The organism is uncultured Collinsella sp., from assembly GCF_959026545.1.
Lineage (GTDB): Bacteria > Actinomycetota > Coriobacteriia > Coriobacteriales > Coriobacteriaceae > Collinsella.
On record NZ_CAUFLV010000020.1, the window covers coordinates 18,421 to 34,494 of the forward strand.

A 16,074-nucleotide genomic window follows, 5' to 3' on the forward strand; every position below is an offset into this window, starting at 1 on the left:
AATGCTAATGGCATGTATTGTGCCCGGTGCTCCAATCAGGGGCGCCGGGCACTCTCATAGAAAGGCCCTCCAATGGCGCTCTCGCTCAAAGACCTCGGGAAGATTGACCGCACGTACACGCCCTTGGGCGGCCGTTACATCATGGCGCTCGACTCGGGGACCACATCGGTGCGCGCAATCATCGTCGACGAGTACGACTGCGTGGTTGCCCAGGCGTCGCGCCACATCAAGACCATGTATCCGCGCTCTGGATGGGTCGAGCAAGACCCTATGGAGATCCTCGCCTCTCAGATTGCCGTCATGATGGAGGTGCAGTTCAAAAGCGGCATCCACTCGGATCGCATCGCGGCAATCGGTATTACCAACCAGCGGGAGACCACGGTGGTGTGGGATCGCGACTCTGGTCAACCCATCCACAACGCCATCGTGTGGCAATGCCGCCGTACCGCCGGCATCACCGACGCCCTCATCGCCGAGGGTATGTCGGACACCATTCGGAGCAAGACGGGACTCATGCCCGATCCGTACTTCTCGGGTACCAAGATCAAGTGGATCCTCGACAACGTCGATGGCGCCCGCGCCGCTGCCGATGCGGGAGAGCTGATGTTCGGAACCATCGACACGTGGCTCATCTACAACCTCACGGGAGGCGCGGTTCACGCCACCGACTACACCAACGCCAGTCGCACCATGCTGTTCAACATCCACACGCTCGAATGGGACGATGAACTCCTCAAGATGCTGGACGTTCCGCGCTCTATGCTTCCCGAGGTGCGCTGGAGTTCAGATGGTTACGGGAGCGTATCGAACGAGATTATGACCTACGGGCCATCGATCACGGGCGTGGCGGGTGACCAACAGGCGTCGCTGTTCGGCCATTGCTGTTTTGAGCCCGGTTGCACCAAGAACACCTACGGCACCGGATGTTTCATGCTCATGAACACCGGCGAGGCGTGCGTTGCCTCCGAACATGGTTTGGTCTCGACCATCGGCATCGCCCATGACGGCAAGATCTCCTACGCCCTCGAAGGGTCCATCTTCCACGCTGGCACGACGGTGCAATGGCTGCGCGATAAACTCGGCTTGATTTCCAGCACCAAGGAGGCGTCCGACCTGTGCCGTCATCTTGACGACAACGGCGGTTGTTATCTGGTTCCGGCATTCAGCGGCTTGGGAGCTCCATGGTGGGATCCTGATGCCCGCGGCCTAATTTGCGGTTTGACGGGCGCGAGCGACCGCGCCACGCTCGTGCGTGCCGCGTGCGAGTCGATGGCGTACCAGAGCTTTGACGTACTGCGCTCCATGGAGCGCGATGCGGGCGTGAAGATAGAGACACTTTCGGTGGACGGGGGAGCTTCGCGCAACGACTTTATCATGCAATTCCAGGCCGACCTTCTGGGCATACCCGTGGTGCAAACGGAGAACGTCGAGACCACGGCGCTCGGTGCGGCATATCTCGCCGGCCTTGCGGTGGGATATTGGGAAGACCTCGACGAATTGGAGCAAAATCGCGTGCCCGGCAAGAGGTTCGACCCATTCGCGTCAGAAGAGGTCGTGGCGCGCAACCTTTCCGGATGGCACGATGCGGTCGCGCGTGCCCGTTCACGTTAAGGACGCACGCGCCCTTCGAACCTGCTAGAGTGAAACCGTTGCATTCAACAGTTGAAAGGACGTGCACGATGCGTGTCGCCATTGCCTCCGATCATGGTGGATTTGAACAAAAAGAAGCCCTGGCGAGCTACTTGACCGAGGAGCTGGGTTGCGAGCTCGCCGATATGGGCCCCGACTCCGATGCTTCCGTTGATTATCCCGACTATGCCGTGAAGGTCGCGCAGGCGGTCTCGGCCGGCGAGGCGGATCGCGGCGTGCTGGTGTGTGGCACCGGCATCGGCATGGCGCTTGCCGCCGATAAAGTAGCCGGCGTTCGCGCCTCGTCCATCACGTCGGTTCCATTCGCCGAGCTGTTCCGCCAGCACAACAACGGCAACGTTGTGTGCCTGTCGGGCCGTTTCGTCGATGTCGAGGTCAACAAGGAGATTGTCAAGACGTTCCTCGAGACGGAATTCGAAGGCGGTCGTCATGAGGCCCGCGTGGCCAAGGTCATGGCGCTTGACTAGATAGTAGGGAGGACGATATGTCCGTATCATTTGACAGCAGCCGCGTCACGCTGGTTGACCATCCGCTCGTCCAGCACAAGCTGACAATCATGCGCGACGAGCGCACCGGTTCGAAACAGTTCCGCGAGCTCGTTAAGGAGCTCGCCCTGTTTGAGGGCTATGAGGCCACGAGAGATTTCCCGCTCGAAGATGCTCCCGTAAAGACGCCGATTTGCGCCACCACGGGCAAGCAGATCGCTGGGCGCAAGGTTGCCATTGTTCCGATCCTGCGTGCCGGATTGGGCATGGTGGACGGCCTACTTGAGCTCATCCCCGCTGCCCGCGTTGGTCATGTGGGCATGTACCGCGACGAAGTGACGCACGAGCCGCACGAGTACTACGCTAAGCTTCCCGCCGACGCCGAGCAGCGTACGTGCTTGGTGGTCGATCCCATGCTCGCCACGGGCGGCTCCGCCACGGCGGCGATTGACTACCTGCGCGGTCAAGGCGTGAAGGACGTGCGTCTGCTCGTGTTGGTTGCCGCTCCCGAGGGTATCAAGACGGTGCTCGACCACGATCCCGATGTTCGCCTGTACACGTGTTCCATCGACGAGGGCCTTAACGACGCGGCATACATCGTTCCCGGCCTCGGCGATGCCGGAGACCGCATCTTCGGCACTCTGTAGGGTCTCGCGCGCGCCATTGGGGCACGTTTCGGTTCGGTAACGCGGTGCGTTTTGAGGGCGCACCGCGTTTTTGTTTGGGTTAAAATAAACAACAAACGCCCCAATATGTTCTCAAATTTAATGAACGAATGTCGTATTGTGAACAAATGTCCATAAACATCATTCGGTTGTACGATTTTACTTGCGCGGGGATTATTGAGCGATATACTGCGAAGCACTGGTATTCGCAAGGTCGTGCGTTGCCGCATCAAACTGCATGAATGTGCAGGTTTGGAACTTGTGGCACGCGCATTCCATGTGAATGTCCCGCAGCGGAAGGGTAGCCGATGCTTGCAGTTGGGATGGGCTTAGGGGTCGCAACGTTCGCCCCCTTATTCGCGGTCGTGCTTTTGGCGCGGTCGGGGCGCCTTAAGCCAACGGTAAGCAGGGGGATGGCCGCACTGGGCGTCTCCTTTGCTTTTGCCATGGCGGCATTTGCCTTGGTTTGGATGTCCGTTCCGCAGGACTTGCCGGTGGTCGCGGTCGGGTTCCTCATGGGGTTCCTGGTCATGTGGGCGGTACTTGCCGCCAAAACGATGAGTCACTGACTCTAGGAGGGTTAGCGCATGGAAGCGTTTGAGAAGCTGCCGGGCGAGATCAACCACCTCGTGTCGAGCTTCAGCTCGATACCCGTCGTGGGCGACTTGATGCACGGCGTGACCCAGTATTCATTCTGGCTCATCGTGTCTTCGATCGTCTTACTCGTCATTATGTTCGCGTTCGCCAAGCGCGTCGCCGTAGTTCCGCACGGCAGGTTTGCCAACGCGATCGAATTTGTGATCGAGTACCTTGAGAACGACGTGGGAATCGGCATCTTGGGCAAGGAGTCCTGGCGTCGTCACCTGCCGTTCTTGGGAACGTTGTTCATGTTCATCGTGGTCAACAACATCATCGGCATCATTCCCGGCATGAAGCCGGGTACGGGCACGATTTCCACCACCGCGGCCCTCGCACTCGTCGCGTTCGTGTATTTCGTCTGGGTGGGCATGAAGAACCATGGCGTGTGGGGCTACATCAAAAGCCTCGCGCCCAAGGGGGTCATGTTCCCGCTCAACATACTAATTTGGGTGATCGAGGTCATCTCCACGCTGCTGCGACCCATCACGCTGGCGGTTCGTCTGTTCTGCAATATGTTCGCAGGCCATATCGTTCTGGGTTCCTTTGCGCTCATGGTTTCGCTGTTCGCGGAGCCGCTCATTTCCGAGTTCAGCGCTGCCAACGCCCTTGGCGCTCTGCCGTCCCTTGCGTTCGCGGCAATCCTATTTGTGATTTACGCCATCGAGATCTTCGTCGGCGTGATTCAGGCATACGTGTTCACCGTTCTCACCGCCGTGTACATCCAGGGCGCAGAGGCCGAAGGGCACTAGCCATACGTGTAGGGGTACCCTGCGTGCGGTTCGAGCCGTGCGCTTGAGATAGGTATCGTGATCAAGGTGCGCCACGAAGGCGCGCGATCTCAAGGAGGAATTGTGGGAGTTATCGGTTACGGTCTTGGTGTTATCGGTGCAGGCCTCGCTATCGGCCTCGCTGCATATGGCGTTGCGAGCGCCATGGCGCGTCAGCCTGAGGTTCAGGACCGCGTGTTCACCGTCTTCATCATGGGCTCGGCTTTCGCCGAGGCTCTGGCCCTGATCGGCTTCGTCGTCGCACTGGTTGTCAAATAGGCCGGGTCCTCGCAAGAGTGCCGGGCGATACGTCCCGAGGGGGAAGTCATGAAAAACGTTGAACGCGCAGGTGTCGCGCTTGGGGCCTTCGCCTCGGTGCTTCTCACGCCCACCTTGGCTTTTGCCGAGGGAACCGAGTCCGGTGGCGCGGATATCCTGATCCCCAAGATGGCGGAGTTCGTTCCCGCGCTCCTCATCTTCCTGATCATCTGGTTCCTCTTGGCCAAGTTCGTGTGGCCCAAGGTCATCTCCGTTCTCGATGCCCGCGAGCACAAGATCGAGGACAGCATCGAGGAAGCCGACGCCACCAAGGCTGAGGCTGCCGAGATTCGCGACGAGGCGGACGCCATTGTCGCCGAGGCGCGCCGCAAGGCGTCCGAGATCGTCCTTGAGGCCCGCGGTGACGCAGAGAAGGAGCGCGCTCGCATCGTCGCCGCCGCTCACGCGGAGGCTGAGGACATCATCGCCAAGGCGCACGATCGCGCCGATGACGAGATGAGGCGCTCCCTTGCGTCCGCCACCGACACCATCGCCAAGGTCTCTGTCGCCGTGGCTGGCAAGATCGTGGGCGACACACTCGCCAGCGACGAAGCCAAGCAGCGCGAGCTCATCAAGAAGTACCTTGCGGAAGTGGGTACCATCAATGGTCGATAAGGATATCAGCGAGCGTTTCGAAAAGCGCAAGCTCGAGACGTACGCCCGCACGCTGCTCGAGGCGGCTAAGAACGAGGATCGAGTCTACGAGAACCTCGCCCCCCTCAAGGCCGAGGCAGATGCGAGCCCCGAGGTCCTTTCCGTCCTGTCTCAGATGGCCGTCAATGGCGACTTGGACAAGTTGGCTGACGTCCTCGATCTCTACAGCGAGATGGCCGATGGCGACCAGCAGACGGTCGGCGTGACCGTCACCACGGCGGTGCCGCTCGACAACGAGCTGCGCGCCCTGATCACGCAGAAGTGCGAGCTTGACCTGGGCTGCAACGTGTTTTTGATCGAGCGCGTCGACCCGTCCATCATTGGCGGCTTGATCATCTCCGCGCAGGGGCGTCGTCGTGACGCGTCGGTGCGTCACCAGCTTGAGCAGGCCCGAAAGGTCATGACTCAGTCAGTTAAGAATTCGGAGGTATAGCCAATGTCCGAGGCAATTACTGCCGAGAACATCGAGCAAGTCCTACAGCAGCGCCTGTTCGACCTGTCGGCTACCGTCGATACCCAAGAAGTATCCCACGTAGCCGAGGTGGGCGATGGTATCGCCCACGTCTTCGGTCTCAAGAGCGCGATGGCAGGTGAGCTCCTTGAGTTTACGAGCTCCATCACGGGCCGTACGGTGTACGGCCTGGCTCAGAACCTCGATCGCGATGAGGTCGGCGCGGTCCTGTTCGGCGAGGTCGATTCCATTAAGGAAGGCGACCAGTGCCGCACGACCGGCCGCGTCATGGACATCCCTGTGGGCCGTGGCATGCTCGGCCGCGTGGTTAATCCGCTCGGCCAGCCCATCGATGGCAAGGGCAGCATCGGCCAGACGTCTCGTCGCCCCATTGAGTTCAAGGCTCCCGGCGTTATCGAGCGTACCCCGGTATGCGAGCCCATGCAGACGGGCCTGCTTGCCGTCGACGCAATGATTCCGATTGGCCGTGGTCAGCGCGAGCTCATCATCGGCGACCGCAAGACGGGCAAGACCGCCATCGCCGTCGACGCCATCATCAACCAGCGTGGCAAGGGCATGATCTGCGTGTACGTCGCCATTGGCCAGAAGGCCTCGACGGTCGCCGCGATTCGAGAGATGCTCGCCGCACACGGTGCGCTCGAGTACACGGTCATCGTGTCCGCCACCGCTGCCGATTCGGCCCCGTTGCAGTACATCGCGCCTATGGCAGGCGCCGCCATCGGCGAGTACTTCATGTACAACGGCGAGGACGGCCGTCCCGCCAGCGCCACCAACCCCGGCGGCCACGTTCTGGTCGTGTACGACGACCTGTCCAAGCAGGCTGTCGCCTACCGTCAGATGTCGCTTACGCTGCGTCGTCCCCCGGGACGCGAAGCCTACCCCGGCGACATCTTCTACCTGCACTCTCGTCTGCTCGAGCGCGCCTGCAAGCTCTCCGAGGAGAACGGCGGTGGCTCCCTCACGGCTCTGCCGATCATCGAGACGCAGGATGGCGACGTCTCCGCGTACATTCCGACCAACGTCATCTCGATTACCGATGGTCAGATCTACCTGCAGTCCGAACTGTTCCACCAGGGTCAGCGCCCTGCAGTCGACGTGGGCATCTCCGTGTCCCGCGTTGGCGGTTCGGCTCAGACCAAGGCCATGAAGCAGCAGGCGGGCAACTTGCGTCTCGATCTCGCGTCGTATCGTGAGCTCGCCGGCTTCATGCAGTTCGGCTCCGACCTTGACGCCACTACCCAAAAGCAGCTCACGCATGGTGCTCGTATGACCGAGCTCCTCAAGCAGGGTCGCTATAAGGCATTGGACGTTACGGAGCAGGTCGCCGTTCTGTACGCCGGTAACAAGGGCTACCTGGACGATATGGACCTCGCCGACGTCGTGCCGTTCCGTGACGGCCTCGTGGATTACCTCGAGGGCGCCCACCGTAAGCTGCTCGAGAGCTTCCGCACCGTCAAGATGGACGATGCGATGGCATCCCAGCTCGAGACGGCGATCCGTGATTATAAGAGTCAGTTCCTGGCCTCCCGTGAGTCCCAGGCGTCGAGTGCCTCCGCGCTCGACGGCGAAGCAGGAGAGAACTAGGCCCCATGGCTAACCTCCGCGACATAAAAAAGCGCATCAACTCGGTCTCCACGACCCAGCAGATCACGCGCACGATGGAAATGGTGGCTACGGCCAAGATTGCTCGCGCGCTCCAGCGCGAGAAGAATTCCGAGCCGTATGCCGCCGCCATCACGGACGTCATGCTGACCGTTGCGCAGGATTCGTCGGTCGATGTCTCCAACCCACTGCTCGTCGACCCCGAGGTTTACGAGCGAGCGCTGGTGATTGTGATCAGCTCCGATCGCGGCTTGGCCGGCGGCTACAACGTACAGGTGGAGCGCGCCGCCGAGCAGCGCATCAAGCACTTCTATCGCCACGGTGCGAAAGAGGTCGAGCTCATCACCTGTGGACGCAAGGCGACGGAGTTCTTCCGCAAATACCCTAACAAGGTGATGGCAATCGTCGGTGAGTCCGACGACCCCACGATCGAGAATGCGCGTATCGTCGCGAATTACGTGATCGATGCGTATTCCCAGGGGCATCTTGGCCGCGTGGACATCGTCTACTTCCATGCCAAGAACCGCGTGGAGCAGGCGCTTCGTCTCGAGCGCATTCTGCCGCTCGACCAGCTGGTGCTGCAGACCGCCCGTGGCCCGCGTGCGAACGAGAACGAGGCGCCTACGGGTCTGTCGTCGCCCTTCGAGTTCGTGCCTTCCGCTGACCATGTGCTGAGCAAGCTCATTCCGAGCTACGTCCTCACCATCGTCCATCAGGCGATGATCGACTCGGCGGCAGCCGAGCAGGGAGCCCGCCGCAAGTCCATGCACTCCGCGACGGAGAACGCCACCGCCATCATCGCCGACCTCTCGCGCACCTATAACCGTGTACGCCAGGCTTCCATCACCACTGAGATCAACGAGATCGTGGGCGGAGCCGCTGCATTGGAGGAGAACTAATGGCAGATACCATCGCTGTGGACTCCACGCCCACCGCGGGCGTCGGGCGCATCACGCGCATCATCGGCGCCGTCGTGGACGTTAAGTTCAAGGGCGGCGTGCCGAACATCTACAACGCCCTCACCGTCGACGTGGACACGCCCGTCGGCCACATCAACACCATCCTCGAGGTCGAGAGCCAGCTGCCTGGCGATGTCGTGCGCTGCGTCGCCATGACTTCCACCGACGGTTTGCAGCGCGGCCTCGAGGTCGTCGACACGGGTGCCCCTATGCAGATGCCGGTGGGCAAGGGCACGCTCGGTCGCATCTGGAACGTCATGGGCGAGCCCGTCGACGGCAAGGAGATGCCCGAGGTGGACGCGTACTACCCGATCCATCACCCGGCCCCTTCGTTCGACCAGCTCACCACGCAGACCGAGATCTTCGAGACCGGCATCAAGGCCGTTGACCTGCTCGAGCCCTACATCCGTGGCGGCAAGACGGGTCTGTTCGGTGGCGCCGGCGTTGGCAAGACGGTGCTTATTCAGGAGCTCATCAACAACCTCGCCCAAGAGCATGGCGGCACTTCGGTGTTCACCGGCGTTGGCGAGCGTACCCGCGAGGGTACCGACCTGTACCTCGAGATGAGCGAGTCGGGCGTTATCGACAAGACCTGCCTGGTCTACGGTCAGATGAACGAGCCTCCGGGAGCCCGTCTGCGCATCGGCCTGGCCGGCCTTACCGAGGCTGAGTACTTCCGCGATCGCGGTCAGGATGTGCTGCTGTTCATCGACAACATCTTCCGTTTCTCCCAGGCCGGTTCCGAGGTCTCGGCGCTTCTTGGCCGTATGCCCTCCGCCGTCGGTTACCAGCCCACCCTGGCTACCGAGATGGGCGACCTGCAGGAGCGCATCACCTCCACTAAGACCGGTTCCATCACCTCGGTTCAGGCCGTCTACGTTCCCGCCGACGACCTGACCGACCCCGCGCCCGCCACGACGTTCACCCACTTGGACGCCACGACGGTTCTCTCCCGCTCCATCTCCTCGCTGGGCCTGTTCCCGGCAATCGATCCGCTGGCCTCCACTTCCGACGCGCTCGATCCCGCGATCGTCGGCGAGGAGCACTACCGCGTGGCCGTGCGCGTCCAGGAGATCTTGCAGGAGTACTCCGACCTTCAGGACATCATCGCCATTCTCGGTATGGACGAGCTCTCCGATGAGCAGCGCCTTACTGTGAACCGCGCTCGTAAGATCCAGCAGTTCCTGTCCCAGTCCTTCCACGTCGCCGAGAAGTTCACCGGCAACCCGGGCGTCTACGTGCGCGTCGAGGACACGGTTCGCTCCTTTGCCGCCATCATCGACGGCGAGTGCGACGATCTGCCCGAGCAGGCGTTCCGTTACGCCGGCACCATCGACGACGTGCGCGAGCGCGCCGCCAAGATGGGGGCGTAGGACATGGCCATGCAGTTGCGCATCGTCTGCCCCGAGGAGTGCGTGTTCGAGGGCCCGGTTGCCTACGTGGCCGTTCCCACGACTGTCGGCGAGTTCGGCATCTTGCCACACCATGCGAGCGAGATTTGCACGATTGATGGCGGACGGATTCGCGTCTCCGAGTCGCAGATGGGCGTGACCGACCGCGTCTTCGCGGTCACCGATGGATATGTCCAGGTTGCGAATGACGAGGTCATCGTGCTTGCTGAGCGCGCCCTTGATATCGAAAAGGTCGACGCCGAAGAAGTCTCCGCCCAGATGGCCGGTTTTGAAGACGAGCTGGGGAAAATGTCGGAGAATGATGCACGCCGTGCGTACCTCTATAATGAAATCGCATGGTGCAAGCTGCTGCTATCCCAATAGGGTCAGTGGCGACGCGTTTGACGCGCACAGTTTATGACATCATGCCCGGGGCGACCCGGGCATGTTTTTTGAAAGGGAAGCGCTTGGATATCATCCGCGTTGAGGGCGGGCACGCAATTGAGGGCCGCGTCGTCGTTTCGGGAGCCAAGAACTCAGCGCTCAAGCTCATGGCCGCCACGTTGCTGGCGCCCGGTGCCACGACGCTCGAGAATGTCCCCAATATTTCCGATGTTCATGTGATGGGCAAGGTGCTCAAGCGCATGGGCGCCACGATCGATGTGCTTGATGAGCATACGCTGCGCATCGACACGTCTGCGGTCGACTCATATGAGGCTCCCTATGACTTGGTTGCCAAGATGCGCGCGTCGACTGCCGTGATGGGCCCCCTGCTCGGCAGATTCGGTAAGGCCAAGATTGCCATGCCCGGTGGCTGCAACCTTGGCGCCCGCAAGATCGACATGCACATTCTCGGACTCGAGGCGCTTGGCGTTTTGTTCGATACCGACCACGGCTACATCCACGCTACAGCACCGAACGGACTTAAGGGTACGTCCGTCACGCTTGAGTTCGCCAGCGTTGGCGCTACGGAGAACCTCATCATGGCCTCGGTTAAAGCCAAGGGCACGACGGTGATTGACAACGCCGCTCGTGAACCGGAAATCGTAGACCTCGCCAACATGCTCAACGAGATGGGTGCCCGCATCATTGGTGCCGGCACCCCGGTTGTCACCATCGAGGGCGTCGAGGAGCTATGCCCCGTGACGCATCGCGTGGTGGGTGACCGCATCGAGGCCGGAACCTTCATCGTCGCCGGCGCGCTCGCCGCCGGTCCCGCCGGAATCGAGGTTCTCGGCTTCAATCCGCATCACTTGGGGATGGTCCTCAAGAAATTCGAGAGCATGGGTGTGTGCATCGAGCGCATAGAGCAGGGCGTGCGCGTCCAACGCTGCGAGCGATTTGCCCCTGTTGACATTCAAACCTTGCCGTTCCCCGGGTTCCCCACCGACATGCAGGCTCAGGTCATGGTGCTTTCCGCGCTCGCCGACGGTAACTCCATCATCACCGAGAACATCTTTGAGAACCGCTTTATGTTTGCCTCTGAGCTCGTCCGTATGGGCGCGGACATTCGTGTCGAGGGGCATCACGCCATGATCCACGGTGTTAAGGGCTTCTCCGGCGCGCAGGTTACATCCCCCGATCTTCGTGGCGGTGCCGCCCTGGCCATTGCCGGTCTTGTCGCAGAGGGCTATACGGAGGTGTCCGCTATCCACCATATCGATCGCGGATACGAGCGGTTTGTCGACAAGCTACGCGGGCTGGGCGCCACAGTGGAACGCCTCTCCCTTCCCGATCCCATTGATGACTAACAATTGAGTGCAGGTGTCTATGAGCCGTCGTAAGAAGCCCATCCAGGAGGGACGTCGCCCCTCAACCGGAGCGAGCAGCCGCATCTATAGCCGTGAGAACGTTGGCCGGTATTCCGAACGTGCCCGCCAGCGCCGTCGTGGCCGCATGGTCAAGCGCGGCGTGCTGGGCGGCCTGTTGGCGGTGCTGCTCGTGGGCGTGGTTGGGGTCGGCGCCTGGTTCGTTCGAGTAACGGGAAACCTCTCCGGCAACGGAGTGCTCGGCGAGGGCATCCGGATGATTTTGAACGACTCCGACGTCGCTCGTGAGCCGTTTTACATCCTGCTGCTCGGCACTGACGGTCGCCCGGGCGAAGATACGTACCGCTCCGACTCGATTATCCTCGCCCGCGTCGATCCCACTGAGAAGCAGGCGACGCTCATCTCCATCCCGCGTGACACGATGGTGGTCTATAACGGCGAGACGATGAAGATCAACGCCACCCACTCTGTTGACGGCCCGGAGGGCGTTGTGAAGGCGGTCAATCAGCTGTGTTTTGGTGGCGAGCAGAAGATCTCCCACTACGCCGAGATCAACTTCGAGGGCATGGAACAGCTTATCGATGCGGTGGGCGGCATCGACCTCAACGCGACCGAGGAGGTCGATGATCCCGAGCATCTCGATATCAAGATCGAAACGGGATATCAGCATATGGACGGCGCCACGGCACTCACCTACGCGCGCTGCCGCTATACCTATGCCGATGGCGATTACACGCGCATGCGCCACCAGCGCCAGGTGCTCGCCGCCCTTGCTTCGAAGATTCTCAACGAGCTCGATGCAACGACGGTGATGGGCATTGTCGAGGCGCTCTCCGAGGTCGTCATGACCACGTTAAGCCCCCAAGATATCATCTCCGTTGCCAACGCGATGCGGGGCATGGACGTCGAAAATGACATGTACGTCGCCAACGTCCCCTCGTATGCCGATGATACGACCTACGTTAACGGTGTGAGCTACGTCTTTGTTTACGAGAGCAAGCTCGCCGATATGATGGAGAGGGTCGATGCGGGTGAGAACCCCCAGGGTCCGCAGACCAGTGGACAAGATACTTCAGGCGCCTCCACGGCGGGCGACATCTTGGGGTCGGCCACGTCTGATGGCGAGAACGAGGCGGAGTAGTGGCCGATGGTTCCACGCTGGGGGCGTCGACGTCGCCGGCCCTAACGCCAACACCCTTTGACTCAGAAGCACCCCTGGCATACGCTGGGGGTGCTTTTCGTTTGTATCACGTTGCGCTACATGGCGCCGAGGAAAGGAATGCCCCCATGTCCGATGTGCTCGAGAGGTTCTTGCGGTACGTGCAAGTTGATACCCAGTCGGCAGACGAGCATTGCGATCGCGTCCCGTCAACGGAAATTCAGTTTGACTTGGCGCATATGGTTGCGGAAGAGCTGCGCGGGATGGGTGCCCGCGACGTGACGGTGACGGACCATGCGTATGTGACCGCCTGGATTCCCGCAAGCTCGGGCTCCGAGGAGCGTCCGCGCCTCGGTCTGATTGCCCATCTCGATACCACGGAGCAGGCACCTGGTTTTGGCGTCAAGCCGCATGTGCTCACGTACCAGGGCGGTGACCTAGTGTGTGGTGTGGTGGACGGCGCTCCTGTTTCCATCGCCCCCAGTGTGCTTCCCGCTTTGAACGACCTTGTTGGACAGGACCTGGTCTGCACCGACGGAACGACGCTCTTGGGCGCCGACGACAAAGCGGGTGTCGCCGAGATCATGGCACTCTTCGCCGAGTTGTGCGCGCACCCCGAGACGCCTCATCCCGCCATCGGCGTCTGCCTGTGCCCCGACGAGGAGATTGGACACGGCGCTGAGCTGCTCGACATCGACGGGTTTGGGTGCACCTATGCGTATACCGTTGACGGCGGTCCTCTTGGTGAGCTTGAGTGGGAATGCTTCAACGCGGCAGAGGCTACCGTGAGCTTCCAAGGGTTCTCCATTCACCCCGGGGACGCGAAAGGACGCATGGTGAATGCCGGCGAGCTCTTCCACCGCTTCCATGGATTGCTGCCAGCAGCCCAACGCCCGGAGTATACCGAGGGCTACGAGGGCTTCTATTACCTGGAAGGCGTGAGTGCGACGGTCGAGCACGCGACGGCGCGTTACATCATCCGAGATCACGATGCTGAGAAATTCCAAGCGAAAATCGACCATCTGCTTTCCGCCGCCGCCTTTGTGAATGAGGAACAGGGGCGCGAGCGCGTGAAGGTCGAGATCAAGCACCAGTATCGCAACATGGCAGAGGTCGTGGCCGATTACCCCGAGCTTATCGATCAGGCGAAAAAAGCTTTTGAGGATGCCGGCGTCACCCCAAATGTCATCCCCATCCGCGGCGGTACGGACGGAGCACAGCTTTCGTTCCGCGGTCTGCCGTGTCCCAATTTGTCGACCGGAGCGTATTGCTGCCACGGCGTGAATGAGTTCATTCCCGTCCTCTCGCTCGAGAAGATGGTGGAGGTCCTCAAGCATTTGGTTGTCCGCTTCGCATAGCGGGCAGAGTCCGGCGCCGATGCGTTGCCGCCGGAAATGGTAGAGAAGGGAACAAACGCCATGGAGCATGACGAGTTCACAGCTGAGCCCCATCTGACGACGGCAAACGAGGACTATCTCGAGTGTATTGTTCGAATCGAGGGAGAGAACGGCGGAGAAGTCGAGGGTGGTATTCGTTCGGTAGACATCGCTCAGCGCCTTGAGGTGTCAAAGGCATCGGTCAACAAGGCGATCACCGCGCTCAAAGCGCAGGGCATGGTCGAGCAATCTCACTATGGCAGAGTGCGTCTGACATCTCAGGGGCGCGAGATTGGCTCCGCCGTCTGGCGCCGTCATCGCATGTTGCGCGCCTTTCTCGCGGGCGAGCTCGGAGTCGACTTCGAGCGCGCCGATGCCGAAGCGTGTTTGATGGAGCACGCGCTCTCCGAGGACACGATGAATCGCTGGTTGGCCTATCTCGAATCGTCGGGAATCACCATAGAAGGGTAAGGCGAGATAGCGGACGACGGTCGCCCGCGTTGGGAGGTGTTCCCAGCGCGGGCGATTGTTAGTTTGCGAGCCCCATCCTTACACTTTGCTTAGATTTCACCGCCTGCGGTTGGCGCGCCTTGGTTGGGGTATACCGAACAATGCATTGACGCGATGACATAATCACCGTAAGGGGTGCATACGCGCATGAGCGAAATAATACGATTTGGAACAGATGGCTGGCGTGCGCGCCTTGATGGTGATTTCACCAACGATAACGTGGTGCGAGTTGCAGATGCGGCGGGTGCTCTTTGGGCACGCCGCGCAGCTGGTGCGCTGGTGTATGTTGGGTACGATGCACGTCCTGGTGCACGTGAGTTTGCGCGCCTTGCAGGCAAGGTCCTTGCGGCGCACGGTCTGGCGGTCAAGGTTTCCGATAGGCACGTTCCCACGCCCGCGTTGGCGTGGACAGTCGCCCGGGATGACCGCGCTGTGGGCGGCTTGATGGTGACAGGTTCGCATAGCCCCGCAGACTATCAGGGAATCAAGCTGCGCATGGCGGATGGTGGTGTGGGGTCGGACGATTTCTACGAAGAACTGCAGCGCATCATCGATTCCGATCCAACGCTTGCCCGCGGGGCAATCGCCGAGACGGACTTTCTTACGCGCTATTTAGACCATCTGTATGCAATGGTGGACACCGAGGCAATCGCTGCGGCGCAGTTACGGGTCGTATACGATCCGTTGTACGGATCGGCAAGTGGCTGCTTCGCCGATTTGCTGCGTGCCATGGGGGCTGATGTGACCGAGATCCATGGTTCGCCAGATGAAGAGACCGATGGAACCCATCCCGAGCCTATTGAGCCTTGGGTTGACGACTGCGAGCGCGAGGTTGTCGCGTGTGGCGCATGTGCGGGGCTTGTCAACGATGGGGATGGCGATCGCATTGGCGCGGTGGACGAACACGGCAGATTTGTGAATTCGCAAAAGGTCATAGCTCTCATTCTCGGTCACTTATGCCGCAACCGAGGATGGAACGGGCGCGTGGTGCTCAACACGACGTCGTCGATTCTCACGCGAAGGGTTGCACGTGAGCTGGGATGTAAGCTCTCCATAAAACCCGTTGGTTTCAAGCATATATATAGTGAGATGAAAAAACGGGACGTGTTGCTAGGGGGCGGAGAGTCAGGAGGTGTGGGCATTGCCCACCATATGCCGGAGCGCGATGGCCTTCTGGTCAACCTTCTTCTCTGTGAGGCGATGGCGGTGACGGGGAAGTCACTTGCGGAGCTTGTAGACGAGCTGGAAAGCTATTTCGGGCGGTATTACTATGCTCGCCGCGACCTCCGAATAGACCCGGAGATTGTCGAAATGCTCCGTACGGTCTTACCAGGACTCAACCCTCCGATGGTGGCAGGTCGAGTTCCGGTGCACGTGAGTCATATGGATGGGTTGCGGCTGGAGTTCGATGACGAATCGTGGATCCTGCTTAGGCCTTCCCAAACTGAACCGCTCATACGCGTATATGCAGAAGCGCAGACGATCGAAATGCGGGACGAACTGCTGGATGCGGGGATAGATCTCGCTCATGGCGAGTTTACATAGGAGCAAAGTTTCCCGCTAGTTATGTGCGAAATGTGGAGACGAAGATAGTCGCCCACGCGCCCCTCCGACTCTGGCAATATATCTCCTTGCCGCGCGGGTGGCCGAGTGAAGAC

17 protein-coding genes are annotated in these 16,074 nt (G+C 60.7%); all 17 read left to right on the plus strand.

The window, feature by feature from the left end; genetic code table 11:
- Positions 1-72 precede the first annotated feature (72 nt).
- The 17 genes from glpK to Q5Q88_RS08305 all read left to right on the plus strand — a co-directional run bounded on the left by glpK (position 73) and on the right by Q5Q88_RS08305 (position 15,961).
- A complete protein-coding gene (glpK, locus tag Q5Q88_RS08225) occupies positions 73-1,611 on the plus strand; it encodes a glycerol kinase GlpK (RefSeq protein ID WP_118654394.1) in 1,539 nt (512 codons plus the stop codon).
- 68 nt (positions 1,612-1,679) lie between these two features.
- On the plus strand, positions 1,680-2,117 hold the full coding sequence (gene rpiB / locus Q5Q88_RS08230) for a ribose 5-phosphate isomerase B (protein WP_118654395.1): 438 nt from the start codon (positions 1,680-1,682) through the stop codon (positions 2,115-2,117).
- A 17-nt stretch (positions 2,118-2,134) separates the two neighbouring features.
- Positions 2,135-2,782 (plus strand): uracil phosphoribosyltransferase, encoded by a 648-nt coding sequence (gene upp, locus Q5Q88_RS08235; protein WP_118654396.1) that lies wholly within the window; start codon positions 2,135-2,137, stop codon positions 2,780-2,782.
- 431 nt (positions 2,783-3,213) lie between these two features.
- A complete protein-coding gene (locus tag Q5Q88_RS08240) occupies positions 3,214-3,369 on the plus strand; it encodes a hypothetical protein (RefSeq protein ID WP_233546250.1) in 156 nt (51 codons plus the stop codon).
- An 18-nt stretch (positions 3,370-3,387) separates the two neighbouring features.
- Positions 3,388-4,188 carry a F0F1 ATP synthase subunit A gene (gene atpB / locus Q5Q88_RS08245; RefSeq protein WP_294159142.1) on the plus strand — a complete coding sequence of 267 codons (801 nt, stop codon included), beginning with the start codon at positions 3,388-3,390 and terminating at the stop codon, positions 4,186-4,188.
- Positions 4,189-4,290: 102 nt separating this feature from the next.
- Complete coding sequence (locus Q5Q88_RS08250; protein ID WP_118654399.1) at positions 4,291-4,485, plus strand: ATP synthase F0 subunit C; 195 nt, start codon at positions 4,291-4,293, stop codon at positions 4,483-4,485.
- Between the two features lie 48 nt (positions 4,486-4,533).
- Positions 4,534-5,139, plus strand: coding sequence for a F0F1 ATP synthase subunit B (atpF, locus tag Q5Q88_RS08255; RefSeq protein WP_302742891.1), 606 nt, complete (start codon positions 4,534-4,536; stop codon positions 5,137-5,139).
- Positions 5,129-5,611, plus strand: a complete 483-nt coding sequence (locus Q5Q88_RS08260; protein WP_118654401.1) for a F0F1 ATP synthase subunit delta — start codon at positions 5,129-5,131, stop codon at positions 5,609-5,611. The genes atpF and Q5Q88_RS08260 overlap by 11 nt, the downstream gene beginning before the upstream one ends.
- Positions 5,612-5,614: 3 nt before the next feature.
- A complete protein-coding gene (gene atpA, locus Q5Q88_RS08265; protein ID WP_302742894.1) occupies positions 5,615-7,234 on the plus strand; it encodes a F0F1 ATP synthase subunit alpha in 1,620 nt (539 codons plus the stop codon).
- Between the two features lie 5 nt (positions 7,235-7,239).
- Positions 7,240-8,151 (plus strand): ATP synthase F1 subunit gamma, encoded by a 912-nt coding sequence (gene atpG / locus Q5Q88_RS08270; protein WP_302742896.1) that lies wholly within the window; start codon positions 7,240-7,242, stop codon positions 8,149-8,151.
- Positions 8,151-9,584, plus strand: coding sequence for a F0F1 ATP synthase subunit beta (atpD, locus tag Q5Q88_RS08275; RefSeq protein WP_118654404.1), 1,434 nt, complete (start codon positions 8,151-8,153; stop codon positions 9,582-9,584). Before atpG ends, atpD begins: the two co-directional genes overlap by 1 nt.
- Positions 9,585-9,587: 3 nt before the next feature.
- The gene (gene atpC, locus Q5Q88_RS08280) at positions 9,588-9,986 is read left to right on the plus strand and encodes an ATP synthase F1 subunit epsilon (protein ID WP_199588944.1); all 399 of its coding nucleotides are present in this window, start codon (positions 9,588-9,590) and stop codon (positions 9,984-9,986) included.
- 83 nt (positions 9,987-10,069) lie between these two features.
- Positions 10,070-11,353 carry a UDP-N-acetylglucosamine 1-carboxyvinyltransferase gene (gene murA / locus Q5Q88_RS08285; RefSeq protein WP_302742899.1) on the plus strand — a complete coding sequence of 428 codons (1,284 nt, stop codon included), beginning with the start codon at positions 10,070-10,072 and terminating at the stop codon, positions 11,351-11,353.
- Positions 11,354-11,372: 19 nt separating this feature from the next.
- Positions 11,373-12,512, plus strand: coding sequence for an LCP family protein (locus tag Q5Q88_RS08290; RefSeq protein WP_118654406.1), 1,140 nt, complete (start codon positions 11,373-11,375; stop codon positions 12,510-12,512).
- A 146-nt stretch (positions 12,513-12,658) separates the two neighbouring features.
- A complete protein-coding gene (gene pepT / locus Q5Q88_RS08295; RefSeq protein WP_302742901.1) occupies positions 12,659-13,888 on the plus strand; it encodes a peptidase T in 1,230 nt (409 codons plus the stop codon).
- A 60-nt stretch (positions 13,889-13,948) separates the two neighbouring features.
- Positions 13,949-14,377 (plus strand): metal-dependent transcriptional regulator, encoded by a 429-nt coding sequence (locus Q5Q88_RS08300; RefSeq protein WP_118654408.1) that lies wholly within the window; start codon positions 13,949-13,951, stop codon positions 14,375-14,377.
- 186 nt (positions 14,378-14,563) lie between these two features.
- Positions 14,564-15,961: a phosphoglucomutase/phosphomannomutase family protein gene (locus Q5Q88_RS08305; protein WP_118654409.1), complete on the plus strand. Its 1,398-nt coding sequence runs from the start codon at positions 14,564-14,566 to the stop codon at positions 15,959-15,961.
- Positions 15,962-16,074: the final 113 nt, after the last annotated feature.

Bases quoted from the DNA above. Each gene is read 5' to 3' on its own strand.
- glpK (WP_118654394.1), top strand. From the start codon at position 73: ATGGCGCTCTCGCTCAAAGACCTCGGGAAGATTGACCGCACGTACACG.
- rpiB (WP_118654395.1), top strand. From the start codon at position 1,680: ATGCGTGTCGCCATTGCCTCCGATCATGGTGGATTTGAACAAAAAGAA.
- upp (WP_118654396.1), top strand. From the start codon at position 2,135: ATGTCCGTATCATTTGACAGCAGCCGCGTCACGCTGGTTGACCATCCG.
- Q5Q88_RS08240 (WP_233546250.1), top strand. From the start codon at position 3,214: ATGGCCGCACTGGGCGTCTCCTTTGCTTTTGCCATGGCGGCATTTGCC.
- atpB (WP_294159142.1), top strand. From the start codon at position 3,388: ATGGAAGCGTTTGAGAAGCTGCCGGGCGAGATCAACCACCTCGTGTCG.
- atpF (WP_302742891.1), top strand. From the start codon at position 4,534: ATGAAAAACGTTGAACGCGCAGGTGTCGCGCTTGGGGCCTTCGCCTCG.
- Q5Q88_RS08260 (WP_118654401.1), top strand. From the start codon at position 5,129: ATGGTCGATAAGGATATCAGCGAGCGTTTCGAAAAGCGCAAGCTCGAG.
- atpA (WP_302742894.1), top strand. From the start codon at position 5,615: ATGTCCGAGGCAATTACTGCCGAGAACATCGAGCAAGTCCTACAGCAG.
- atpG (WP_302742896.1), top strand. From the start codon at position 7,240: ATGGCTAACCTCCGCGACATAAAAAAGCGCATCAACTCGGTCTCCACG.
- atpD (WP_118654404.1), top strand. From the start codon at position 8,151: ATGGCAGATACCATCGCTGTGGACTCCACGCCCACCGCGGGCGTCGGG.
- atpC (WP_199588944.1), top strand. From the start codon at position 9,588: ATGGCCATGCAGTTGCGCATCGTCTGCCCCGAGGAGTGCGTGTTCGAG.
- Q5Q88_RS08290 (WP_118654406.1), top strand. From the start codon at position 11,373: ATGAGCCGTCGTAAGAAGCCCATCCAGGAGGGACGTCGCCCCTCAACC.
- pepT (WP_302742901.1), top strand. From the start codon at position 12,659: ATGTCCGATGTGCTCGAGAGGTTCTTGCGGTACGTGCAAGTTGATACC.
- Q5Q88_RS08300 (WP_118654408.1), top strand. From the start codon at position 13,949: ATGGAGCATGACGAGTTCACAGCTGAGCCCCATCTGACGACGGCAAAC.
- Q5Q88_RS08305 (WP_118654409.1), top strand. From the start codon at position 14,564: ATGAGCGAAATAATACGATTTGGAACAGATGGCTGGCGTGCGCGCCTT.